Origin of the sequence: Ectopseudomonas toyotomiensis (genome assembly GCF_900115695.1) — a bacterium.
Lineage (GTDB): Bacteria > Pseudomonadota > Gammaproteobacteria > Pseudomonadales > Pseudomonadaceae > Aquipseudomonas > Aquipseudomonas toyotomiensis.
Genome location: NZ_FOXK01000005.1, coordinates 318,818 through 339,900 on the forward strand (window position 1 = coordinate 318,818; position 21,083 = coordinate 339,900).

General features: G+C 66.7%; 21 protein-coding genes and 1 riboswitch. Of the genes, 8 read left to right on the top strand and 13 right to left on the bottom strand.

What is annotated here, in order from left to right; all coding sequences use genetic code 11:
• Positions 1 to 46: 46 nt before the first annotated feature.
• Genes BM186_RS12480 through cobF form a run of 3 tightly spaced genes read left to right on the top strand, consistent with a single transcriptional unit; the run spans position 47 to position 2,504 of the window.
• Entirely contained in the window at positions 47 to 1,048 is a 1,002-nt protein-coding gene (locus tag BM186_RS12480) for a magnesium chelatase ATPase subunit I (protein ID WP_074915600.1), read from the top strand.
• Positions 1,030 to 1,740, top strand: a complete 711-nt coding sequence (locus tag BM186_RS12485; protein ID WP_074915602.1) for a vWA domain-containing protein — start codon at positions 1,030 to 1,032, stop codon at positions 1,738 to 1,740. The genes BM186_RS12480 and BM186_RS12485 overlap by 19 nt, the downstream gene beginning before the upstream one ends.
• A complete protein-coding gene (cobF, locus tag BM186_RS12490; protein ID WP_074915603.1) occupies positions 1,737 to 2,504 on the top strand; it encodes a precorrin-6A synthase (deacetylating) in 768 nt (255 codons plus the stop codon). Before BM186_RS12485 ends, cobF begins: the two co-directional genes overlap by 4 nt.
• A 99-nt stretch (positions 2,505 to 2,603) precedes the next feature.
• Here the strand turns inward: cobF and BM186_RS12495 are convergent, their stop codons facing one another.
• The 6 genes from BM186_RS12495 to BM186_RS12520 form a co-directional block, all read right to left on the bottom strand.
• Positions 2,604 to 3,110 (bottom strand): GNAT family N-acetyltransferase, encoded by a 507-nt coding sequence (locus tag BM186_RS12495; protein ID WP_074915605.1) that lies wholly within the window; start codon positions 3,108 to 3,110, stop codon positions 2,604 to 2,606.
• Positions 3,110 to 5,254: a TonB-dependent receptor family protein gene (locus BM186_RS12500; RefSeq protein WP_074915608.1), complete on the bottom strand. Its 2,145-nt coding sequence runs from the start codon at positions 5,252 to 5,254 to the stop codon at positions 3,110 to 3,112. The genes BM186_RS12495 and BM186_RS12500 overlap by 1 nt, the downstream gene beginning before the upstream one ends.
• 119 nt (positions 5,255 to 5,373) lie before the next feature.
• Positions 5,374 to 5,991 carry an FMN-dependent NADH-azoreductase gene (locus BM186_RS12505; RefSeq protein ID WP_083431594.1) on the bottom strand — a complete coding sequence of 206 codons (618 nt, stop codon included), beginning with the start codon at positions 5,989 to 5,991 and terminating at the stop codon, positions 5,374 to 5,376.
• A 26-nt stretch (positions 5,992 to 6,017) separates the two neighbouring features.
• Positions 6,018 to 6,506: a carboxymuconolactone decarboxylase family protein gene (locus tag BM186_RS12510; RefSeq protein WP_083431595.1), complete on the bottom strand. Its 489-nt coding sequence runs from the start codon at positions 6,504 to 6,506 to the stop codon at positions 6,018 to 6,020.
• A 240-nt stretch (positions 6,507 to 6,746) separates the two neighbouring features.
• Positions 6,747 to 8,054, bottom strand: coding sequence for an MFS transporter (locus BM186_RS12515; RefSeq protein ID WP_074915610.1), 1,308 nt, complete (start codon positions 8,052 to 8,054; stop codon positions 6,747 to 6,749).
• Between the two features lie 101 nt (positions 8,055 to 8,155).
• On the bottom strand, positions 8,156 to 9,067 hold the full coding sequence (locus BM186_RS12520; RefSeq protein ID WP_074915612.1) for a LysR family transcriptional regulator: 912 nt from the start codon (positions 9,065 to 9,067) through the stop codon (positions 8,156 to 8,158).
• 139 nt (positions 9,068 to 9,206) lie between these two features.
• Here BM186_RS12520 and BM186_RS12525 point away from each other — a divergent pair, with 139 nt between their 5' ends.
• Positions 9,207 to 9,950: an SDR family oxidoreductase gene (locus BM186_RS12525; RefSeq protein WP_072425183.1), complete on the top strand. Its 744-nt coding sequence runs from the start codon at positions 9,207 to 9,209 to the stop codon at positions 9,948 to 9,950.
• Positions 9,951 to 10,060: 110 nt separating this feature from the next.
• The gene (locus BM186_RS12530) at positions 10,061 to 10,453 is read left to right on the top strand and encodes a VOC family protein (RefSeq protein ID WP_074915613.1); all 393 of its coding nucleotides are present in this window, start codon (positions 10,061 to 10,063) and stop codon (positions 10,451 to 10,453) included.
• A gap of 37 nt (positions 10,454 to 10,490) precedes the next feature.
• Here the strand turns inward: BM186_RS12530 and BM186_RS12535 are convergent, their stop codons facing one another.
• A complete protein-coding gene (locus tag BM186_RS12535; RefSeq protein WP_074915615.1) occupies positions 10,491 to 11,102 on the bottom strand; it encodes a LysE family translocator in 612 nt (203 codons plus the stop codon).
• A 94-nt stretch (positions 11,103 to 11,196) separates the two neighbouring features.
• Here BM186_RS12535 and BM186_RS12540 point away from each other — a divergent pair, with 94 nt between their 5' ends.
• The gene (locus BM186_RS12540; RefSeq protein WP_074915617.1) at positions 11,197 to 12,177 is read left to right on the top strand and encodes a GlxA family transcriptional regulator; all 981 of its coding nucleotides are present in this window, start codon (positions 11,197 to 11,199) and stop codon (positions 12,175 to 12,177) included.
• An 82-nt stretch (positions 12,178 to 12,259) separates the two neighbouring features.
• Here BM186_RS12540 and BM186_RS12545 read toward each other — a convergent pair whose 3' ends face one another.
• The 6 genes from BM186_RS12545 to cobG form a co-directional block, all read right to left on the bottom strand.
• Entirely contained in the window at positions 12,260 to 12,859 is a 600-nt protein-coding gene (locus tag BM186_RS12545) for a LysE family translocator (protein WP_074915619.1), read from the bottom strand.
• A 77-nt stretch (positions 12,860 to 12,936) separates the two neighbouring features.
• Positions 12,937 to 13,776, bottom strand: coding sequence for an AraC family transcriptional regulator (locus BM186_RS12550; RefSeq protein WP_074915621.1), 840 nt, complete (start codon positions 13,774 to 13,776; stop codon positions 12,937 to 12,939).
• Positions 13,777 to 13,922: 146 nt separating this feature from the next.
• Entirely contained in the window at positions 13,923 to 15,572 is a 1,650-nt protein-coding gene (gene cobJ / locus BM186_RS12555) for a precorrin-3B C(17)-methyltransferase (protein WP_074915623.1), read from the bottom strand.
• 292 nt (positions 15,573 to 15,864) lie between these two features.
• On the bottom strand, positions 15,865 to 16,605 hold the full coding sequence (locus BM186_RS12560; protein WP_074915625.1) for a precorrin-2 C(20)-methyltransferase: 741 nt from the start codon (positions 16,603 to 16,605) through the stop codon (positions 15,865 to 15,867).
• Positions 16,605 to 17,231, bottom strand: a complete 627-nt coding sequence (locus BM186_RS12565) for a precorrin-8X methylmutase (RefSeq protein ID WP_074915627.1) — start codon at positions 17,229 to 17,231, stop codon at positions 16,605 to 16,607. Before BM186_RS12565 ends, BM186_RS12560 begins: the two co-directional genes overlap by 1 nt.
• Positions 17,224 to 18,537: a precorrin-3B synthase gene (cobG, locus tag BM186_RS12570; protein WP_074915629.1), complete on the bottom strand. Its 1,314-nt coding sequence runs from the start codon at positions 18,535 to 18,537 to the stop codon at positions 17,224 to 17,226. The genes BM186_RS12565 and cobG overlap by 8 nt, the downstream gene beginning before the upstream one ends.
• A 93-nt stretch (positions 18,538 to 18,630) precedes the next feature.
• Positions 18,631 to 18,834: riboswitch (cobalamin riboswitch) on the bottom strand.
• A 185-nt stretch (positions 18,835 to 19,019) separates the two neighbouring features.
• Here cobG and cbiE point away from each other — a divergent pair.
• Both cbiE and BM186_RS12580 read left to right on the top strand, forming a co-directional pair.
• Positions 19,020 to 20,222, top strand: coding sequence for a precorrin-6y C5,15-methyltransferase (decarboxylating) subunit CbiE (gene cbiE / locus BM186_RS12575; RefSeq protein WP_074915631.1), 1,203 nt, complete (start codon positions 19,020 to 19,022; stop codon positions 20,220 to 20,222).
• Positions 20,219 to 20,938 carry a cobalt-precorrin-6A reductase gene (locus BM186_RS12580; RefSeq protein ID WP_074915633.1) on the top strand — a complete coding sequence of 240 codons (720 nt, stop codon included), beginning with the start codon at positions 20,219 to 20,221 and terminating at the stop codon, positions 20,936 to 20,938. Before cbiE ends, BM186_RS12580 begins: the two co-directional genes overlap by 4 nt.
• The last annotated feature ends 145 nt before the right edge of the window (positions 20,939 to 21,083 follow it).

Consider the following 21,083-nt stretch of genomic DNA (forward strand, 5'->3'; position numbering starts at 1 on the left):
AGCAATCTGGTGCGCGCCACCCATCGTCATTGATCTGAGATAAGCCATGACCGAACATCACTTCCCCCTCGCCGCTGTGGTCGGTGCCGATTCGCTGAAGCTGGCGCTGTGCCTGGCGGCCATCGATCCGGCCATCGGCGGGGTGCTGATCGAGGGGCCGCGCGGCATGGCCAAGTCCACCCTGGCCCGTGGCCTGGCCGATCTGCTCGATGGTGGACGCTTCGTCACCCTGCCGCTGGGGGCGAGTGAGGAGCGCATCGTCGGCACCCTGGATCTGGACGCAGCGCTGGGCGAAGGCCGGGCGCAGTTTTCCCCTGGGTTGCTGGCCCGTGCCGATGGCGGCGTGCTCTATGTCGATGAGGTCAACCTGCTGCCCGATCATCTGGTCGACCTGCTGCTCGATGCCGCCGCCAGCGGGGTCAACCATGTCGAACGTGACGGCATCTCCCATCGGCATGCCGCACGCTTCGTGCTGATTGGCACCATGAACGCCGAGGAGGGCGAGTTGCGCCCGCAACTGCTCGACCGTTTCGGCCTCAACCTGGCCCTCGATGGCCAGCCGCAGCCGTCCGAGCGCGCTGAGATCGTGCGTCGCCGGCTGGCCTTCGATGCCGACTCTGCTGCCTTCCTGCAACGCTGGCAGGGCGAGCAGGATGCCCTCGCCGAGCGCTGCCGCAATGCCCGCCAGTGCCTGGTCGATATCCCGCTGGATGACGCCGCCCTGGGCGAGATCAGTCAGCGCTGCTTCGCTGCCGGCGTCGATGGTCTGCGCGCCGATCTGGTCTGGCTGCGCGCCGCCCGAGCACATGCCGCCTGGCGTGGCGCGGCGGGCATCGAGCCTGTGGATATCGACGCGGTGGAGGACTTCGTCCTGCGTCACCGCCGTCGCCAGCCACAACCGCCTGCTGTCACGCCGCCCGAGCAGAACCAGGCGCCGCAGCAGGCGCAGGAACAGAATCAGGCTGAAGGTCAGTGGGGCGAACTGCCGGCGCAGCCGCAGGCTATGGGTGAGCGGCGCGTTCCGCCACGCTGGCCAAAAAAGCCCTGAGCATCCGCCCGCGCACAGCCACAGGCGCGGATGCCCGTAACCGGCCCGGACGACTCGGCGGCGGCCTGCGTGGTGCCGCCCGCAGCGGTGCGGACGGGCGTATCGATTGGCCGGCGACCCTGCGCCAGGGCCGGCCGCAACGCCGTGAACAACTGGTGCTGCGCCCGCGCAGCCAGCAGGCCGACGAGCTGTGGCTGGTGCTGGTCGATGCCTCTGCCTCCACCCGCCGCCATGGCGCCCTGAGCCTGGCCAAGGGCGTGCTCGCCGAAGTCTTCGACAGCGCCTATCGCCAGCGCGCGCGACTGGCCGTGCTGCAAGCCGGGGGCCGTGAGGCGCAATGGTTATGGCACGGGCGCAAGGCCAGCGCGGAGTTGCATCGATGGCTTCAAGAATTGGGCGCCGGAGGCGGCACGCCGTTGCTCGATGCGCTCAATCAGGCGGGTGACTGGCTGCTGCGTCGGCAACGAGCGAAGCCGAGCGAACGCCAGCGCCTGCTGATCCTGACCGATGGCCGCTTGCGTGACCTGCCGCCACTGGCGCCCTTGCCGTGCCCAACCCTGCTGCTCGATACCGAGCTCGCCCCCATCCGCTTGGGCCGAGCCCGCCAACTGGCGCAGGCGTTGGAAGCCGACTACCACCATATCGACGACCTGGCGCCCGGCGTGCTGGGGCGCACCTGGAGAACCTCATGAAAACCCTGCTGCTGGTCGGCATTGGCGCCGGCGACCCGGACTACATCACCTACCAGGCGATCAAGGCACTGCGCCGTAGCGATGTGATCTTCCTGATGGACAAGGGCGCGGCCAAGCACAAGCTCAACGCCCTGCGCCGCGAGATCTGCGCACGTTTCCTCGATGGTCACACGCCTCGTTTCGCCGAAGGCCTGCAACCGGAGCGTGAACGCGAGGCGGCGGACTACCGCGCCAGCGTCGACGAACTCAACCGCGACAAACAGGCGGTGTTCGAGCAGCTTATCGACGAGCAGATGGCCGATGGCGAGACGGCGGCTTTCATGGTCTGGGGCGACCCCTCGCTGTACGACAGCAGCATCCGCATCATCGAAGGCATCGCCGCGCGGCGTAGCGATTTCGTCTATGACGTGATCCCTGGCATCACCAGCCTGCAGGCGCTGACCGCGCGCCACCGCATCCCGCTCAACAGCATCGGTCGCGCCGTGGAAATCACCACCGGCCGCCTGCTCGCAGAAGGCTGGCCGCAGGGCGTAGACAGCGTGGCGGTGATGCTCGACGCCAAGGACACCTACCGCCGTTTCGTCGGCCAGGGCCTGCATATCTACTGGGGCGCCTACGTCGGTACTGCCGATGAAATCCTGATCGCCGGCCCGCTGGACGAAGTGGCTGAACGCATCGTCACCACCCGCGCCGAGGCGCGCGAGCGCAATGGGTGGATCATGGACAGCTATCTGCTGCGCAAAGAGGGTGTGGCGGGGGCGTAATGTGAGGGGCGGTGGACAGGAAGAGCGCTGTCCACCCTACGTGCTGGGCGATCACCCCCCGATGATGCAGCAGTATTGGAAGCTGGGTAAAAGTCTTCTTTAGCTGGATATATCGCAGACTTCTTCCTGATAAACCCGCATACCACGCGCCTGATAGTTGGCCAGGGCCGCCGGATGATCGAAGGTGCAGGTGTGCACCCAAACGCGCTCAGTCCCCGGCCACTGCCAGGCCGAGTGAATGGCATGGCTGAGCAATGTGCCGCCGAAGCCGCGGTCTAGAAACTGCGGAGCCAGGCCGAAGTAGCGGATCTCCGTGCTGCGACCGTCAGGACGGAATAGCTCGTAGTAACCAGCGATGGAGCCACGGTGATAGGCGACCCAGGTTCGGTGCGCTGGGTTTTCCACCACGGTGCGCCATTGTTCGTCGCTCCAGTCGTCCAGATCACCCCATTCCCAGGTCGAGCCGACCAGTTGGTAGAGAAAGCGATTGAGTTCAGGTTGCGGTTCTTCGCATTCGACGATCTGCAGATCGCTGCGCTGAGGCTTGGCTTTCAGTTGATCCGGCGAGGTCATCTCCAGGTAGTACGTTGTGTAGGTCTGTGCCATCAGAGCCAACTCCAGGACAGTCCGGTATACACCCCAAACCCTTCCCCAGGCGTGGATCGCGCCACATCGGCGCCATTGTCGTCATAGCCCGGTGTAACGGTGGCGGCATAGCGTTTGTCGGTCAGGTTGCGCAGGTCGAGCCAGGCTTGCCAGTCGTCTTTGGGCGAGGCGTAGCCGAGGGTGGCGCCGAAGGTGGCGTAGGCGTCGGCATAGTAGGAGTTGGCGTAGTCCACCGCCACCTTGGAGGCGTACTGGCTGTTGAGGCCTGCGTAGAAACCGCTCGGGTGGTCGTAGCGTAGTTCGGCCTGGTAGTAGTGGCGCGGCAGGCCGGGCAGGCGGTTGTCGCCGAAGGCATCGTCGTCGCGGTAGTGGAAGTCGCTGAAGGTGTAGGCCTGGCGCAGGCTCAGGGCGCCGGCGGCGCCACCTTGCCATAGCGGGCTGGTCAGGCCGGCTTCGATGCCCTGGTGCACGGTGGGGCTGGCGTTGGATTCGGCGAAGACGTTGGGCTCGATCTCGACTGTGAGCAATTCGTGGCGCACCTGTGAGTAGTAGTAGGTCAGCTCCCACTGACCCAGCGCGGAATTGCCGCGGCCGCCGACCTCGAAGGTGGTGGCGGTCTGGTTGTCCAGGCTGATGGCAGCGCGCTGGCGCGCGGCATAGGGCTGCGTGGTGGTGCTGGAGAAGCGTAGCGGCGAGCCCCAGAGCATCGACCAGGCATGTGGCGGTTCCACCGAGCGGCTGATATTGCCGAATAACTGCACATCAGGATTGAGCTGGTAGCGCAGGCCGATGCGCGGGGCGTAGTCCCAGGTGTGTTCGCTGAGCCTGTCGTCGGTGGCCGGCCAGGTCACTTCGGCTTCACGGCAGGTGTAGATCAGCGCCAGGCCGCTGGTCAGCCACAGATCGGGGGTCAGCTCCGTGTCGTTGCTGAAGTGCAGCACGTTGTCCGAACCCAGGTGCTCGTAGTCGCGCATCAGTGTGCCGGCCGGATAGGGTGTGCCGTTGACGTTGATCGGCAACGCCGCGGTCTCTTTCGCTTTGCTGCTCGGCAGGTTGGTGGTGCTGCGCCAGCCGATGGTGGTGCTGCTATTGAGGCCGAACAGGGTATGCCGGCGCGTGTAGTTCAGGGTGCCGCTGATATCGCTGTAGTCCACGCGGATACGGTAGGCGCCGCCGCGATAGGCGGTCTCGGTGATATCCATGGGGTAGTGGTGATAGGCCAGGCCGGCGACCAGGGTGGAGTCATCGTCGATGCGCCAGGTGGTCTTGTTCGCCAGCCAGGTGCTGCCGGGCTGGTCGCGGTGGGCGTCGATACTGCGATTGGCCGCAGCGGCCTGGCGCGGGTCGTCCTTGAGCTGGGCCTTGGTCAGGCGGCCGGGCGTTTCGTGCTCGGTTTCGCGGTAGCGCAGGTAGAAGCGCGTCTCCAGATTCTCGTTGAGCTGATAGCCGAAGTTGGCGGCGATGCCTTTGCCCTTGCCCGATGAGTGATCCTGATAGCCGTCGGTGCGGCTGTCGGTGAGGGCGAGGTAGTAGTCGAAATCGCCCAGCACCTGACCGGAGGCGATGTTGCGCTTCTGGTAACCGTAGCTGCCGGTTTCATAGCGCAGTTGCAGCTTGGGCGCGGTGTAGCCGGTGTGGGTGATGTAGTCGATGGCGCCGCCGAGGGCCAGCGAGCCGCGGTCGAAGCCATTGGCGCCACGCAGCACCTCGGCGCGACTTATCCACAGGGGCTCCAGCAGTTCGTAGGGCGTGCCGCCGGAGCCGGTCAGCGGCAGGCCGTCGAGCATGATGTGGGTGCCGGAGGCGTGCGAGCCGGGGCCTCGGTTGATGCCCGAGCCACGTAGGCTGATCTTCACCCCTTCGTTGCCGGGGGACTGCGCGTAGACGCCGGGCTGGTAGGCCAGCACGTCGGCGACGCCGGCCACGCGGCCCTGCTCGACCTTGTCCATGTCCACCAGGTTGGTGGCGCCGGGGACCTGTTTCAGCTCTTCCTGCGCGGCCTCGATTTCGCTCAGCGGTGCGCCGCTGACTTGCATGGCGTCCAGCTGCATAGGCTGCTGAGCCAGGGCGATTGGCGCTGCCAGGCAGTTGAAGGTCAGCAGGGCCAGGCGGGCCGGTCGAGCGTATAGCGGCTGGGGCAACATGCGAAGGTTCCATTGAGCGGGCTACGAGTCTGTCTGATGGATGACGCAGGCTATTCGTCACCATCGTCCGCAACCCTACAGAATCCTTCGCTCAGACGCCTGACATGTTGTCAGCCGTTTCACTCGGCAGAGAAGAACGCGGCTACCTGTGACTGCGCCATGGCGCGGGCCTCCAGCAGGGCCTGCTCACCTCTGGCGGTACCCTCCACACAGAAGAAGTGCATGTTCCTGAGGCCCACCGTGGCCAGGGCCGCCTGCAGGTAGGGGCGCAGGAAGTCTGGCTGCCGCGCCTGCTCGCCGCTGATCAGCCCGCCTGAGGCCAGCGCCACGTACACCGGACAATCACGTAGCAGGCCAACCTTGCCTTGCGGTGTGCCGTTGAATGTCATACGTATGCGCACGATGTGATCGACCCAGGCCTTGAGTGTCGAGGGCACGGTGTAGTTGTGCATGGGGGTGGCGATCAGCAGCACATCCGCTTCGTCGAGCTGACTGATCAGCTCGGCGGAGCGCTGCAGGGCACTGCCGGGCTCTGCCTGGTCAGCGTCAGAGGGGGACGCTAGAGCCATGGCATAGTCGCGGTCGACATGTTGCAGATCGTTGAGGTCGACGTCCTGCACCTGCAGTGAGTGCTGGCCAGCGAGGCCGTCGAGCACCAGGTGAGACAGACGCAGGCTTTCTGATTCAGCGCCACGCGGGCTGCTGATCAGGCGCAGCACGCGGATAGCTGCAGACATGGGCGTAACCTCTCTGAGATCGGGCTTCAGGCCAGGTCGGCCTTGTCCAGGCCGAACTGCTTGTCGGCGGAGCCCGGCACGTTACGGAAGGCCACGCTCAGGCGATTCCAGCCATTGATGGCGACCACCAGGAAGCTCAGGTCCGACAGTTCCTGCTCGGAGAACTGCTCGCGCACGCTGGCGTAGATAGCGTCGGACACGCCATGCGGCGACAGCTGGGTCAGGGCTTCCGTCCACTCCAGCGCGGCGCGCTCCTGCGCGGAGAACAGCGGCGATTCGCGCCAGACGGCGACATGGTGCAGGCGCAGCTCGCGCTCGCCATGGATCTTCGCTTCCTTGACGTGCATGTCGACGCAGAAGGCGCAGCCATTGATCTGCGAGGCACGCAGCATGACCAGATGAGCCAGCGGTGCGAGGAACGGGCTGCGGGTCAGCAGTGTGGAGAATTCGGCGTACTTGCCGGAGGCCTTGGGGGAGAGTGCGAAGTAATCGAGGCGCTTGCTCATGGTTTTCATCCATATGCGAGTTGAGAAGAAACCGATGCCCCTCTGCAACTGGCAGTACCACTGCGGCCCGGTGAGGACGAATGTACGCACCAGTGGTCTAGCCACATAGATCCATTTTTGTGGATTTTTACTGGTCCACTTTGCGCAACTGAGTCCTTCGTTATGTGGCCATCGATGACGGCCAGCGCCAGCCGGGGTGGTAGGAGGTAGGCTGCGACCTGTGTGCCGCAGCCGAGACTCGGCGAGGCCTCAGGCCGGTTGATAGTTCAGCGGCCGCCTTGACGACTCGGGCAGTGCCAGGCCACCCGCCAGGGCCAGCAGGGCGATGACGATCAGATAGTAGGCCGGCGACATGCGATTACCGGTTGCCTCGATCAGCCAGGTGGCGATCAATGGCGCGGTACCGCCGAAGATGGTGTAGGCCAGGTTGTAGGTGAACGCCGAGGCGGTGTAACGCACCCGGGTGGGGAACTGCTCGGACAGCAGCACGGCGGTTACCACGCCGCAGATCACCGCACCCACTGCCAGCAGCATGGCGCCCAGAGCTGAAGCCAGCAGGGTGCCCGAGGCGGCCAGGGCAAAGGCCGGATACACCGCGACGATCAGCGCCACCCCGGCAGTCAGGATGGTGCGGCGGCGGCCAACGCGATCCGAATAGCGACCAACGAAAGGGCACAGCAGGGCGGCGAAGAACAGCGCGATCAGGCTGGCCAGCAATGCCACCGGCCGTGCTGCGCCACCGACCACCTGCATGTAGGTGGTCAGGTAGGTGGTGAACATGTAGAACGACAGCGCCGTGGCGGAGATGAACGCCGACAGGCAGAGCACGGTGCCGCCGTGCTCGCGCAGGGTTTCGCGCAGCGGCGAATGTTCCGGATGAGGTTGCGCGGCCAGGGCCTGGAAGGCCGGTGACTCGTCCAGACGCAGGCGCATGTACAGGCCGACCAGGCCCAGCGGTGCGGCGATCAGGAAGGGCACGCGCCAGCCCCAGGCCTGCATCTGCGCTTCGTCCAGCCACAAGCCCATGCCGAATACCAACCCGGCGGCGCAGGCGAACGCCATGAAGGTCGAGACCGGCACGAAGCTGCCATAACGGGCCTTCTGTTCGGTGGGCGCGTGTTCCATGACGAAGGCGCAGGCGCCGGCATACTCGCCACCGGCGGAGAAACCCTGCAGGCAACGCGCCAGCGCCAGCAGCAGCGGGGCGAACAGGCCGATGCTGGCGTAGGTTGGCAGCAGGCCGATCAGCGTGGTGGCGCCGGCCATCAGCAGCACGGTGATCGACAGCACGCGCTTGCGTCCGATGCGGTCGCCGAGAATGCCGAAGACGATGCCACCGAGCGGGCGCAGGGCGAACGACACGGCAAACACGGCGAAGGTCTGCAGCAGCGCCAGGGTCGGATTGCCCGGTGGGAAGAACAGCGAGGCGATGGTCACGGCGAGAAAACCGTAGACGGCGAAGTCGAACCACTCGACGAAGTTGCCGATGGCCGAGGCGGCGATCACCTTGTGCAAGGTGGCCGGGCTGACCTGCTGGCCCGTGTTGATGGCATTCATGCGACGCTCCTGATCCCTGATTTAGACGGCTTCAGGCAGGTTACGGAGCGATAGCCGGGGCGGGCGCTTCGCAGGCGACAGTGGCGTTGCCGTGAGCGACCTCAGCCCTGGGGAAACTGCGCCGGATCGCAGAAGCAGGCGCGCAGGTGATCGAACACCAGGCGCACCCTTGGGGGCACCGGGCCCTGCTGTGGGCGGTAGATGAACAGCTGCCAGGGCTCGGGCGCCTGCTCCGTCAGCACCGCCTGCAGGTGGCCGCTCTGCAGATAGGGCTGCGCCAGGTAGGCGGGTAACTGGCCGTAGGCCAGGCCGGCGAGCACGGCCTCCAGCTCGGCTTCGGGGTCGTCACACACCAGCGCTGGCGTGGGCGGATGCAGGCTGGGGCCATGGGCGAAGGTCCACGGCCAGGGGCGGCCGTTCTTGCGGTCGATCAGCACCGACAGCGGCCGCTGCTGCAGCTCGTCGAGGGTGTGCGGCTTGCCGGTGGCTTTGATCAGTTGCGGCGTGGCCACCACCTGCAACGGCACCGGTGCCAGGGCGCGGGCGACGTAGCGGCTGTCACGCAGGAAGCCGACGCGGATGCCGATGTCGATCTGCGCTTCCACCGCGTCGGTGATCTCGTCCTCCAGGCGCAGGTTCAGCACCAGTTGCGGGTGCTGCTTGAGCAAGGGTTGCAGGAACGCCACCAGAAAGCGCTTGCCGATGGCTTGTGGTGCGGTGATGCCGATGCGCCCGGCGATGGCCGATTCGCCCTCGGCGCGGTGGCCACGAAACAGCGCGTCAAAATCCTCCAGCATCTGCCGGGCGCGCACCGCATAGGCCTCGCCGAAAGCGGTGATATGCACCTGGCGGGTGTTGCGGTGAAAAAGAATCTCGCCGAGTTCTTCCTCCAGCGCCTTGATCGCGCGGGCCACCGTCTGCGGAGAAACCCCCAGGCGAGTCGCTGCCTCGCGGAAATTGCTGCAGTCGGCCGCGCTGCAGAAGATGCGGATCATCTCCATGCGGTTGAGCATGTCGGGGCGCCTCTGTATTCCAGAATGTGGAATAGCCTAATCCAAACTCTTCCATTCATTGAAACTTAAATCGCCTCTAACGTGAGCCCATGTCCAGCGAGCGACGCCGGACACTCCAACGAATCGAGAGGGCATCACCATGAGCAACAACATTTCCGGCAAGGTCGTGGTCATCACCGGCGCCAGCAGCGGCCTGGGCGAAGCGACCGCCCGTCATTTGAGCAAGTTGGGCGCCAAGGTGGTGCTGGCCGCACGGCGCAAGGAGCGTCTCGAGCAACTGGTCAGCGAGCTGGTCGCCGCTGGCGGCGAGGCCGTGGCCTACCAGACCGACGTGACCCGTGCCGATGAGGTGAAAGCGCTGATCCAGGGGGCGCTGGACACCTTCGGCCGCGTCGATGTGCTGGTCAACAACGCCGGGCTGATGGCCATCGCGCCGATGAGCGACGTGCGTGTCGAGGAGTGGGAGCGCATGATCGACATCAACATCAAGGGCGTGCTGTACGGCATCGCCGCGGCGCTGCCGGTGTTCCAGCAGCAGAACGCCGGGCATTTCATCAACATCGCCTCGGTGGCCGGGATCAAGGTGTTCAGCCCGGGCGGCACCGTCTACAGCGGCACCAAGTTTGCCGTGCGGGCCATCTCCGAAGGTTTGCGTCACGAGGTCGGTGGCAGCATCCGCACCACCACCATCGAGCCGGGCGCGGTGGACTCCGAGCTGAAGTTCGGCAGCGCCCATCAGCAGAGCCGCGACTTCGTCGTCGACTTCTACAAGCAGGCGATTCCGGCGGAATCGGTGGCGCGTGCCATCGCCTACGCCATCGAACAGCCGGCCGACGTCGACATCAACGAGATCGTCCTGCGCCCGACCGTGCAGGAATTCTGATCCGCGCCTGCCGCGTCTGCGGCAGGTTGGCCCCTTTCCAGGCGCTTGCGATACCGGGCTGCACTAGGCCAGGATGCAGGCGCCGTTTCGTTCAAAGGAGAGGGGGCAGTATGTTTTCCCATATCTGCATCGGCGTGAGCGATTTTCCACGCGCCCTGAGGTTTTACCAGCCGCTGATGGATCTGCTGGGTGTCGAGTTGCGTTTACTCGATGCGGAAAAGCCTTGGGCGGTCTGGCAGTCGAGCCCGGAGCCCCGGCCTCTGTTGCTGATCAGCACACCTTACGATGGCGCAGCGCACCACTCCGGCAACGGGCAGATGGTGGCGCTGCTGGCGCAGAGCCGTGCACAGGTCGATCAGGCTCACCGGCTGGCGCTCGCTCAGGGTGGGCGTTGCGAGGGCGCTCCAGGCCTGCGCGTGCACTATCACCCGGATTACTACGGTGCCTATTTTCGCGACCTCGATGGCAACAAGCTTTGCGTGGTATGCCACCGCCCCGAGTGAGAGGGGCCTATCCCTGACGCGGTGGTCCAGCGCTCGCTTAACGCGCCAGCGGTAGCGCCACACCGATCAGCACGAAGAGCACGCCGCAACCGCGGTTGAAGGTGCGGCCGCCGCGCTGCAACCAGGGGCGTACGCGAAACGCCAGTAGCGCCAGCAGCAGTTCGACGAGGAACTCGACCGCGGCGAAGGTCGCTGCCATCACCACGAACTGCACGGCCAGGCCGCGTTGCGGGTCGACGAACTGCGGCAGAAAGGCGCCGTAGAACAGGATCACCTTGGGGTTCGACAGCGCCGACAGCAGTCCCTGGCGAAACAGCCGGCTGGCGCTGGGGCGGACGCCGCTGTCGGCCAGAGTCAGGTTCATCGGTGGCGAGCGCCACAGCTGCACGCCCAGCCAGATCAGGTAGGCGCCGCCGATCCACTTTAGCGCCAGCAGCGCGTTGGGCGCGGTCTTGAGCAGGGCGCCGAGGCCGAACATGGCCAGGGCGATCAAGGTACTGAAGCCGACCACGCCGCCGAGGATGGTGGCCATCGCCATGCGTGCGCCATACAGCCCGCCGTGGGTCAGTGCCAACAGGCTATTGGGGCCGGGCGTGAGTGCCAGGCCGAGGGTGGCGACGAAGTAGACGAGCCAGAGTTCGAGGGCCATGCGGGTCTCCTGTTTGGGCGCGGCCAGTCTAGTCAGCGACAGGCACTTGAATGAGGTAGATTCTGGGTATTTAACGGTTGATTCTGGACATCACATGGCCGAAAACCCCGACCTGCATTTTCTCTTGCTGCCCCTGCCGGAATTTGCCCTGCTGCCGTTCGGTGGTTTTCTCGACAAATTACGCTTCAGCGCCGACGACGAGGACTACAGCCGCCAGCGCTATTGCGCCTGGACCATTCTCGGCCTGCAGCCGGGGCATGTGCTGTCCAGCAGCGGCGCGGCGCTGAGTATCGAGGCCACGCCGGAGGAAATCGCTCTGGCCGACTTCGACTATCTAGTGTTGTTCGGTGGGCGCAACGCACAGGCCACCGCGGGGCTGGCCCCGGCCTATCGGTCGTTGCTGCGTCGTGCCGCGCGCGCAGGGGTGAAGTTGGTGGCGATCGACAATGCCAGCTTCCTGCTCGCCGCCTGCGGTCTGCTCGACGGCCATCGGGTGGCGGTGCACTGGCGTCATGAGGCGGAATTCCGTGCCAGCTTCCCGCACCTGCGTCTGGCCCATGAGCGTCTGTATTGCGTCGATGGCGCGCGGATTTCCTGCGCTGGCGGCACGGGAGCCATCGACCTGGCGGTGGAGCTATTGGCCCAGGGCAGCGGCCGGGCGCGGGCGCTCAAGGGCCTGGCCGACATGCTGGTGGACGAGACGCGCAGCGGCCAGCACGCGCTGCGTTCGCTGCACACCATGCCGAGCGGCGAGCGTCACGTCGACCGCGCCATCGCCCTGATGCACCACGGCCTGGCCAGTGCCGACGGCATCGAGCAGTTGGCGACCAGCGTCGGTATCAGCCGGCGTCAGCTCGACCGCCTGTTTCACGCCAGCCAGGGCATGAGTGCGCGCGAATACTGGAACGAGCTGCGCCTGCAACACGTGCGCTGGCGCCTGCTCAATTCCAGCCACAGCCTGGCGCAACTCGCCGACGAGATCGGCGTCAGCGATGCCAGCCATCTGGGCAAGCTGTTCCGGCAGCGCTTCGGTGTGGCGCCCGGCACCTTCCGTCGTCAGGGCGGAGCGTTTTAGGAGCCGCCCCCCGCGGCGAATGCTGCGAATAATGTAGGTATCGCTGCATCGCCATAATCGCTTCGCGCCGGGGGCGGCGCTCCTACAGGCTTGCCAGCAGCGGCAGCCAAACCGAAGCCAGCAGCAGCGCGGCCATGCAGCGGTTGAACAACAGCAGCCTGGTCGGTTGCCGCAACAAGTGTGCACTGCCGATGCCGAGCAGGCCCCAGGCCAGCAGGCAGGGCGTGGACACCAGCAGGAATAGCGTCGCGTAGCTCGCTACCGCGCCGAACGAGGCCTGGCCGTCGAGAAAGATCGCCGTGACCGAGACGGTCATCAGCCAGGTCTTGGGGTTGATCAGTTGCAGGCCGGCGCCCTGGGCGAAGCCCTGGCGCCGGTCGACGCTGCGTTGGTCCAGGCCGGCTGCCTCGGCGCGCATGAGCTTGCAGGCCATCCAGCTGATCCAGGCCGCGCCGGCCCAGGTCATCGCCGTCTGCAACAGCGGGGCGCGGGCCAGTATTTCGCCGAGGCCCAGGCCGACCACCAGCAGCATCAGACTGGCAGCGAGGCTGGCGCCCAAGGCGATGGCCAGGGCGATGGACAGGCCGAAGCGCGCGGCGCTGCCGAGGATCAGCAGGTTGGTCGGGCCGGGGGTGATCGACGCCACCGAGGCGAAGAGGATGAAGGGCAGCCACTGGTTCATGGCCGCGCTCGTTGAGCAGTGAAGGGCATCGGGTATCGCTCCATATCGGGTATGGCGCGATTGTCCGGCTGGCTGATTCAGTGGTCTTGAAGCTTTGTGCAGAGGCTGCGGTAGGCGCCCGGGGTAAGGCCGTTGGCGCGGCGGAACCAGCGGCCCAGGTGACTCTGGTCGGCGAAGCCCAAGTCGCTGGCGACATCCGCCGGTGCCGTGCCGAGGGCCAGCAACCGGCGTGCGCGCACCAGACGCAGCTGGATCAGGTAACCATGCGGAGCGATGCCGAAGGCCGCCTTGAACGCACGGCTGAGGCGGAAGCGGTCGACGCCGCAGACTCGCGCCAGTTCGTCGAGGCCGACGTTCTGGTGAAAGTGTGCGTGCAGGTAGTCGCGGGCACGCAGGGCCACACTGGGAATCTGCGGATTGCCCGGCAGGCGCTGGCGCCAATAAAGACTGCGTGAGATGCGCTCCAGCAGCGCATCCAGCGCGGCGTCGCGCACCATGCGCGGCTCATTGTCGTTCAACGCCTGCAGGGCATTGGCGATACAGGGCAGCAGGCCGGGGTCGTCCGGTTGGGTGCGCGGCACGCCGGGCAGGCAGTCGGCAGGTGCCTGCTCGAACAGCGCCGGCAGCGCGCGCTCCAGCCAGGCCGGCTCGAGATAGAGGGTGGAGTAGGTGAAGCCGCCCGGTGTCGGCGCATGGCCGTCGTGGATATCGCCGGGCTCGAGGAAGAAGGTCTGTCCCGGCACGCTGCTGAACAGCGCACGGCGGCAATGGAACTGCTGCACGCCCTGCTCGGTGAAACCGATCAGGTAGCTGTCGTGCCAGTGCGGGTCGTAGGCGTGGCCCTCGAAATGCGCACGGATCACCTCGATGCCGGTATCGGCATCCTGCTTGAGGTCGACCCATGACTGCGTGTTCATCGCCTGCTGCCCGCTTGTGCTGTGAACGCTTGAGCTTACCGCGTTCGGCGAACAGGACTAGAAGGTTTGTGCACGCGCCTTTCGTAAGAGCCGGCTTGCCGGCGATCGATGTGTCCGGCGGAGCTGCATCGTCCGCAAGCGGGCTCCTACAGATCGGGATACCAGCGCGGCGTATAGACCCACTCGCCGCCATCGGCACGGGGGAAGCGGCGGGTCTGGCTGGAGCCGATGATCACCAGGGTGCGCATATCGACCATCTCCGGGGTCAGCTCGCCTAGGGTGAGGTTGCGCAGGGCTTCGGCGGGGCGACCGATATCGCGGCCGAGCACCACCAGGGTCTGCGGTTCGCGGTGCTGGCGCAGCAGCTCCAGCGCGCGGCCGAGCTGCCAGGGGCGCGACTTGGAGATCGGGTTGTAGAAGGCCATGGCCAGGTCGGCGGCGGCGGCGTGCTGCAGGCGCTTTTCGATCACTGCCCAGGGCTTGAGGTTGTCGGACAGGGAGATCAGGCAGAAGTCATGGCCCAGCGGCGCGCCGGCCTTGGCGGCGGTGGCCAGGGCGGCGGAGACGCCCGGCAGCACTTCCAGTTCGACACCTTGCCAGGTCTCGCTTTGCGGGCTTTCCAGCGCCTCCATCACGGCGGCGGCCATGGCGAATACGCCGGGGTCGCCGGAGGAAATCATCACCACGCGGCGGCCGCTGGCGGCCAGTTCGAAGGCGTGGGCAGCGCGCTGCAATTCCTCGCGGTTGTCGCTGGGATGCAGGCACTGATCGGCTCGCAGTGGGCCGGCCATTTTCACGTAGGTGTCGTAGCCGAGCAGATCTTCGGCCTCGTTGAGGGCGCGGCGCACGGCGGGGGTCATATGCTCGGCTGCGCCGGGGCCGAGGCCGACCACGCTGAGGCGGCCACGGCGTTGGCCGAGGCGGTCGATATCGATGGGCTGCTCGGCCAAAAGCAGGCTCAGGCCCTCGCCTCGGTGGCATTCGGCGGGTAGCTGGGAGTCGCTGTGGATAAAACGCAGCGGCAGCTTCAGTTTGTTCGCTGCGGCGTGCAGCTCGGTATTGGCCATCCAGCCTTTGTCGGCCAACAGGCAGGCCAGTGCCTGCGGCGCCAGCTTGGCATCGCCCAGCGCCTGTTGCAGACGTGCCGGCAACTCGGCATCCGGGCGTTCGATCAGCGCAGCGGCGACGCGCGGGTGGATCAACAGTTCGTCCGGTTGCGCCGGGCGCGCCTGTGCGGTGATGTGGATAACCCGGCTGGCGGTGTTATCCACAGGCAGTTGCGCGGTTTCCAGCCAGGGTGCCTGGCCTTCGATGCGTACCGTCTCGCCGCCGAGCAGATCGCTGACGAAACGCTTGCCCTGTTGCAGGTCCGCCAGGGCGTAGCCGGCCGGCGGCTCCAGCAGGCAGGTGCCGAAGCGCAGCTCGCCGCTGGTAGTGATGGCCGGCGTCACGCCCAGGTGCGCGGCGATCTCGCGGGCCAGGCGATTGACCCCGGCCAGCCCGCCGAGCAGCGGCACCACGGCGCTGCCATCTTCGGCCAGGGCCAGCACCGGCGGCTCGGCGCCTTTCTCCGCTAGCAGCGCGGCCAGGCTGCGGATGACGATCCCGGCGGCGCATAGCACCACAAGCGGCTGGCCGGCGCGGTACAGGGCGCGCAGGGTTTCACCGAACTCATCGTAGTGGCGCTCGGCGCCATCGGCGCGCCCGCGTAGGCCATGGATCAAGGCCTGTGGATAAAGCGCCTTGAGGCGTTGTGCAGTGGCCAGTGCGCTGGCGCCGAGGATGACGATATTCATGCGGCATATCCTGTAGCCCGGATGCAATCCGGGGAATGGGGCGCGATCCGTGGGAGGCGCTTCAGCGGCGACTGTCGCGGCTGAAGCCCCTCCCATGCACCCTACAAACTGATTCGAACGAGCTCGCGAGCTAGAGCTCTACAAGGCAAAAACAGGGGAGGAAGCGGAGTGTACTTTTGTACATGAGCAGTACTCACTTCGTTCGCCCTACGGGCCGCGCTAAAGCGCGTTAGCCGCAACCGGCTTGCCGAGCCTGTTTTTAACGCAGTAGGGCCGACGCGCAGCAGCTCGTTCACCCCCGCCATTTTTGGCCGGGCACCAGAATCATGGAAAAGTACGGCGAATCCATCGGCTCCACCTCGTCCAGCGGCACGATCTTCTGGCTGGCCATAGTGGCACGTTCGACGTAGTGGGCGCGGCCATCCAGGCCGAGCTTGCGCAGCACGCGGCGCACCTTGTCGAAGTTGCGTCCGAGCTTCATCACCACCGCCGCTTCGGCGTCGCGCAGGCGCTGTTCCAGCTCGTCTTCCGGCAGCACGCCGGAAAGCACGCTCAAGGATTGGTTGCGGTACACCAGCGGAGTACCGAGCACCGAGGCGCAGCCGAGCATGGAGCACACGCCGGGCACCACTTCCACCTCATACCGGCCGGCCAGGCGGTCATGCAGGTACATGTAGGAACCGTAGAAGAATGGGTCACCCTCGCAGATCACCGCCACGTCCTGGCCCGCGTCCAGCAATTGGGCGATCTGCTGCGCGCAGGTGTCGTAGAAATCGGCGATCACATCCTCGTAACTTAGCGGCGGGGCGAGCTTCTCGGTGGTCACCGGGTAGACCAGCGGCAGCCGCTGTTGGGTGGCGTCCAGATGGGCCTCGATGATGCCGAAGGCATTGCCGCCGTGGCCGGCATTATGTTTGGCCTTGGCCACGAAGTAGGCCACCACCGGCGCGCCTTTGAGCAGGCGTAGGGCCTTGAGGGTAAGCAGCTCAGGGTCGCCGGGGCCGACACCGAGGCCGAGCAGACGACCGGCCATCATTCCACCTCCGAGGCGAGGGCGTTGACCGCCGCTACCGCCATGGCGCTGCCGCCACGGCGGCCCCGCACGATCACGTAGGGCACGCCACGGCTGTCTGCGGCCAGGGCATCCTTGGATTCCGCCGCGCCGATAAAGCCCACCGGCATGCCGATGATCAGTGCCGGCTTCGGCGCGCCGGCGTCGAGTATCTCCAGCAAGTAGAACAGCGCCGTGGGGGCGTTGCCGATCACCACCACGCTGCCTTCCAGGTGTTCGCGCCAGTGCTCCAGGGCCACCGCCGAGCGGGTGTTGCCCAACTCGCGGGCCAGCTCCGGCACGCCAGCGTCGTGCAGGGTGCAGATCACCTCGTTGTTCGCCGGCAGGCGCGGGCGGGTGATGCCCTCGGCGACCATGCGCGCATCGCAGAGAATCGGCGCGCCAGCGAGCAGCGCCGCACGGCCGGCCGCGCCGGCACCGGGGGAGAAGCGCAGGTCTTCCACGACGTCGACCATGCCGCAGGCGTGGATTACCCGAACGGCGAGTTTTTCCATATCGGCGGGGATGCCATAGAGGTTGGCCTCGGCGCGAATGGTGGCGAAGGAGCGGCGGTAGATTTCCTGGCCGTCGCGGATGTAATCAAGCATCGGGTGTTCCTGCGGGGTGTTGGCGGGCGAACCAGGCGCCGGCCTCGTCGATGGTCATGGCTGGCGCCAGCAGACGACCGAAACCGGGCGCCTCGGGCATGCGTTGGTAGAGCTGGTAGTGATCGGGCGTACTGGCCAGCAGGGTGTAGGGCTGCACGCGTGCGCTGGCGCAGCTGCGCGGGCAGGCGCTGAGATGCACTTGTGGGCGGACGCCGCTTTCGCGCAGCAGCTCCGCCAGGTGCAGGGCGTGGTGCTTGCTGTCGGCCAGGCCGCGCGCGCAGGCTGCCGAGCCGGTGCAGGCGACCAGGCCAAGCAGCGGCTCGTCGGCGTGAATTAGCAGGCCCAGATCGTTCAGCGCCGTCAGCAGCTCAGCGGCCTTTGCCTCGGGCACGTTGCCCAGCAGCACGCCTTGCCAGGGCGTCAGGCGCAGCTCGCCATCGCCGTGGTGCTCGCTCAGCTCGGCCAACGCCAGCAGTTGTTCGGCGTGCAGGCGGCCGAGTCGGGCGCCGGCTACCACCATGTGCAGGCCATTCTGTGCCTGTGGATAAAGCCCAGCCGGCGTGCGTTTGATCGTCGCGGCAGGCTGCCAACTGGCCGGTGCCGGCTGCAGGGGAAAATCCAGACGCGTCTGCAGGCGTTGCAACAGCTCGTTGGCCGGGTTCTTTGCCAGTAATTGGCGCATGCGTGACTGCTCGGGCGTGGCCAGTTCGAGGAACAGCAGCAGAAGCTGACGCACCAACTCGACTGCCTGGGTCGCCTCGACTCGCGCCAGCGGCGCGTCGACGGGGCAGCCGGCCAGGCCCAGCAGCAGGTGCTGTTCGTCTTCGGCGGCCAGCCACAGGTCGTGCGGGTGTTCGCGCACGGCCAGGGCTTCGCCGCCGTCCAGTTGCAGGGCGAACTTGGGCGACAGCGCGTGCAGCGCCGGGGTGTCCTGCAGCAGGTCGAGCAACTGACTGGCCAAAGGGCGCACGTCCATCCGCGCCTGCGGGTCGAGGCCGGCAGCGGGGCTGAGCAGCAGGTTGCGCACGTCGTCGGCGCTGGCCACGCGCGGGCCGAGGCCGGTGCCGAGCAGGGCGTCGATCAGTGTGCTTTCCTGGCCGGGCAGTACGCCACGAATCTGCAGATTGCTGCGGTTGGTCAGCTCCAGCACGCCGCTGGCATGCTGCCGCGCTGCTTCGGCAATCGCTCGCGCCTGGGCACTGCGCAGCACGCCGCCGGGCAGTTTGACCCGGCAGATGCCGCCATCCAGCGCAGGCACGATGCGTAGCAGGCCGGGGCAGGCGGAAGGACGGACGGATGTGGGCAAGCGGTCACCTGTGGATAACGACGCGGCGACCGAACCAGCGAAATCCCATAGGGGACTCCATGGCATCGGTACACCCCGCCCGATGTTGGCACTCGCGACCAGCGTTCGTCGGCAGGTCTCCTGGCTGACAGGTCTTCGTCCGCCGCGCCTTCCCGGTTACCCAGTGGCCGATTGCATTGGACTCGCTGCTTACAGTTGCGGGGGCAGCTCGGTGGCGATCGATGATCGTTCCGGATTCCCTCTTAGGCCCGTTATCGAGCCTGATCCAGGGGGTTAGCGAGCTAGAGCCAGGCAAGGCGGAAGTGGCTGAGAACGCGGAGTTTACGAGTAGTAAATGAGCAGTTCGAAGCCACTTCCAACGCAGCATGGCCGACGCGCAGCAGACACCTGTTCAGGCTCTTGGGCACCGACGAAGGTTGTATTATGCCCGCTTTGCCCGGAGCGCGGACAGGCGGTCCGTCGGGCCTGTGCGAGGACATTGGATGAAACCCTGGTTGACCCTGGTCGGTATCGGCGAAGACGGCTACCCCGGCCTGGGCAAGGCCGCGCGTCGCGCCTTGCTGGCAGCCACGCGCATCGTCGGTGCGCCGCGCCAGCTGGCGCTGTTGCCGCCGTGCATCACGGGCGAGCGGGAAGCCTGGCCCAGCCCCTTCGACTTGCAACCGCTGCTGGCGCGGCGTGGTGAGGCGGTGTGCGTGCTGGCCAGTGGCGACCCGATGTTCTACGGCGTGGGCGCCAGCCTGGCGCGGCAGGTGCCGGCCGACGAGTTGCAGGTGTTGTCGGCGCCGTCCTCGGTGTCGCTGGCGGCGGCGCGCCTGGGCTGGCCGCTGCAGGAGATGGAAGTGGTCTCCTTGGTCGGGCGGCCGCTGGCCATGCTCAATGGCAAACTGTTTCCCGGCATGCGCCTGCTGGTGTTGAGCGCCGATGGTGACACCCCCGCGCAAGTCGCCGCAGCTCTGTGCGTACGCGGTTTCGGCGCCAGTCGCCTGACCCTGCTGGAACACCTTGGCGGGCCGGATGAGCGCCGCATCGAAGGCCTGGCCGCGAGCTGGGACTTGCCGCGCGGCGCCGACCTCAACCTGCTGGCGGTGGAGTGCCTGGCGGACGCCGGGACAACGCTGTTGCCGCCCACCTGCGGCCTGCCGGACGAGGCCTACCGCCACGACGGCCAACTGACCAAGCGTGACGTGCGCGCAGTGACCCTGGCGCGGCTGGCGCCGCTGCCTGGCGAGCTGCTGTGGGATGTCGGCGCTGGTTGTGGCTCCATCGGCATCGAGTGGATGCGAGCACACCCGGCCTGCCGCGCCATCGCCATCGAGGCCCACGAAGGCCGTCAGGATCATATCCGCCACAACCGCGATGCCCTCGGCGTACCCGGTCTGCAACTGGTCGCCGGGCATGCACCTGAGGCGCTGGTCGGATTGCCGGCACCGGATGCGATCTTTATCGGCGGCGGCGTCACCGTGCCCGGTGTGCTGGATGATTGCTGGGCCGCGCTCAAGCCGAATGGGCGCCTGCTGGCCAATGCCGTTACCCTGCAGAGCGAGGCGGCGCTGGTGGCCTTCCGTGAGCAGCAGGGCGGCGAGCTGCTGCGGCTCACCGTGGCCCAGGCGCAGCCGCTGGGCGGCTTCGACACCTGGCGCGCGGCGCTGCCGATCACCCTGCTGGCGGTGCGCAAACCGTGAGCGCACGCATCCTGTTGCTCGGTGGCACCACCGAGGCGCTGCGTCTGGCGCGTCGGATGGGGCCGGAAACCATCTACAGCCTGGCCGGCCTTGGTCGCGTGCCGGATGACCTGGCTTGCCGCGTGCGCGTCGGTGGCTTTGGCGGTGCCGAAGGCCTGGCGGCCTTTATCGCCAGCGAAGGCATCGAGCTGCTGCTGGATCTGACCCACCCCTACGCCGCACAGATCAGCCATAACGCCGCCCGCGCCGCCGAAATGGTAGGCGTGCCCTGCTGGGCCCTGCGTCGCTCCGGCTGGCAACCGGGCCCGGGTGACGACTGGCGCGAGGTGGACGGCTGGGATGAACTGACCCGTGCGCTGGCGCCTTTCGAGCGGCCATTCTTCACCTCCGGGCGCGAGCCGCTGGCGCATTTGCACGAGATTCCCGCGCACCAGCACTGGACGGTGCGCTGCCTGCAGGCCGAGCCGGCACCAACCCGCGCCGAGATCATCGGTGCCCGCGGGCCGTTCTCCCTGGAGGAGGAACGCGCGCTGTTCGCGCGCCTGCGCTGCGACGTGCTGGTAAGCAAGAACAGCGGCAGCGCCTCCACCGAGCCGAAGTTGCAGGTCGCGCGTGAGCTTGGATTGCCGGTTTTGCTGTTGCGTCGCCCGCAGTTGCCGGCGGTAACGCATGAGTTCGCGGAGTTGGACGCTCTCTACGAGGCGCTGTCCCTGTAGGGCAGGTGAAACCCGCCAACGCCGGCCTGGCGGCCTTACGCCTGCGCTGATTCCGTAGGGTGCGCCGCGCGCACCGGGCCTTCTATTACCCGCCGGATTGCCTCCGGACCACGACGCGCTGCTAGACTGCCGGCCCGTTCTGGAG

Coding starts and splice junctions, on each gene's coding strand:
- BM186_RS12480 (WP_074915600.1), top strand. CDS start 47: ATGACCGAACATCACTTCCCCCTCGCCGCTGTGGTCGGTGCCGATTCG.
- cobF (WP_074915603.1), top strand. CDS start 1,737: ATGAAAACCCTGCTGCTGGTCGGCATTGGCGCCGGCGACCCGGACTAC.
- BM186_RS12495 (WP_074915605.1), bottom strand. CDS start 3,110: ATGGCACAGACCTACACAACGTACTACCTGGAGATGACCTCGCCGGAT.
- BM186_RS12500 (WP_074915608.1), bottom strand. CDS start 5,254: ATGTTGCCCCAGCCGCTATACGCTCGACCGGCCCGCCTGGCCCTGCTG.
- BM186_RS12505 (WP_083431594.1), bottom strand. CDS start 5,991: ATGTCTGCAGCTATCCGCGTGCTGCGCCTGATCAGCAGCCCGCGTGGC.
- BM186_RS12510 (WP_083431595.1), bottom strand. CDS start 6,506: ATGAAAACCATGAGCAAGCGCCTCGATTACTTCGCACTCTCCCCCAAG.
- BM186_RS12515 (WP_074915610.1), bottom strand. CDS start 8,054: ATGAATGCCATCAACACGGGCCAGCAGGTCAGCCCGGCCACCTTGCAC.
- BM186_RS12520 (WP_074915612.1), bottom strand. CDS start 9,067: ATGCTCAACCGCATGGAGATGATCCGCATCTTCTGCAGCGCGGCCGAC.
- BM186_RS12525 (WP_072425183.1), top strand. CDS start 9,207: ATGAGCAACAACATTTCCGGCAAGGTCGTGGTCATCACCGGCGCCAGC.
- BM186_RS12530 (WP_074915613.1), top strand. CDS start 10,061: ATGTTTTCCCATATCTGCATCGGCGTGAGCGATTTTCCACGCGCCCTG.
- BM186_RS12535 (WP_074915615.1), bottom strand. CDS start 11,102: ATGGCCCTCGAACTCTGGCTCGTCTACTTCGTCGCCACCCTCGGCCTG.
- BM186_RS12540 (WP_074915617.1), top strand. CDS start 11,197: ATGGCCGAAAACCCCGACCTGCATTTTCTCTTGCTGCCCCTGCCGGAA.
- BM186_RS12545 (WP_074915619.1), bottom strand. CDS start 12,859: ATGAACCAGTGGCTGCCCTTCATCCTCTTCGCCTCGGTGGCGTCGATC.
- BM186_RS12550 (WP_074915621.1), bottom strand. CDS start 13,776: ATGAACACGCAGTCATGGGTCGACCTCAAGCAGGATGCCGATACCGGC.
- cobJ (WP_074915623.1), bottom strand. CDS start 15,572: ATGAATATCGTCATCCTCGGCGCCAGCGCACTGGCCACTGCACAACGC.
- BM186_RS12560 (WP_074915625.1), bottom strand. CDS start 16,605: ATGGCCGGTCGTCTGCTCGGCCTCGGTGTCGGCCCCGGCGACCCTGAG.
- BM186_RS12565 (WP_074915627.1), bottom strand. CDS start 17,231: ATGCTTGATTACATCCGCGACGGCCAGGAAATCTACCGCCGCTCCTTC.
- cbiE (WP_074915631.1), top strand. CDS start 19,020: ATGAAACCCTGGTTGACCCTGGTCGGTATCGGCGAAGACGGCTACCCC.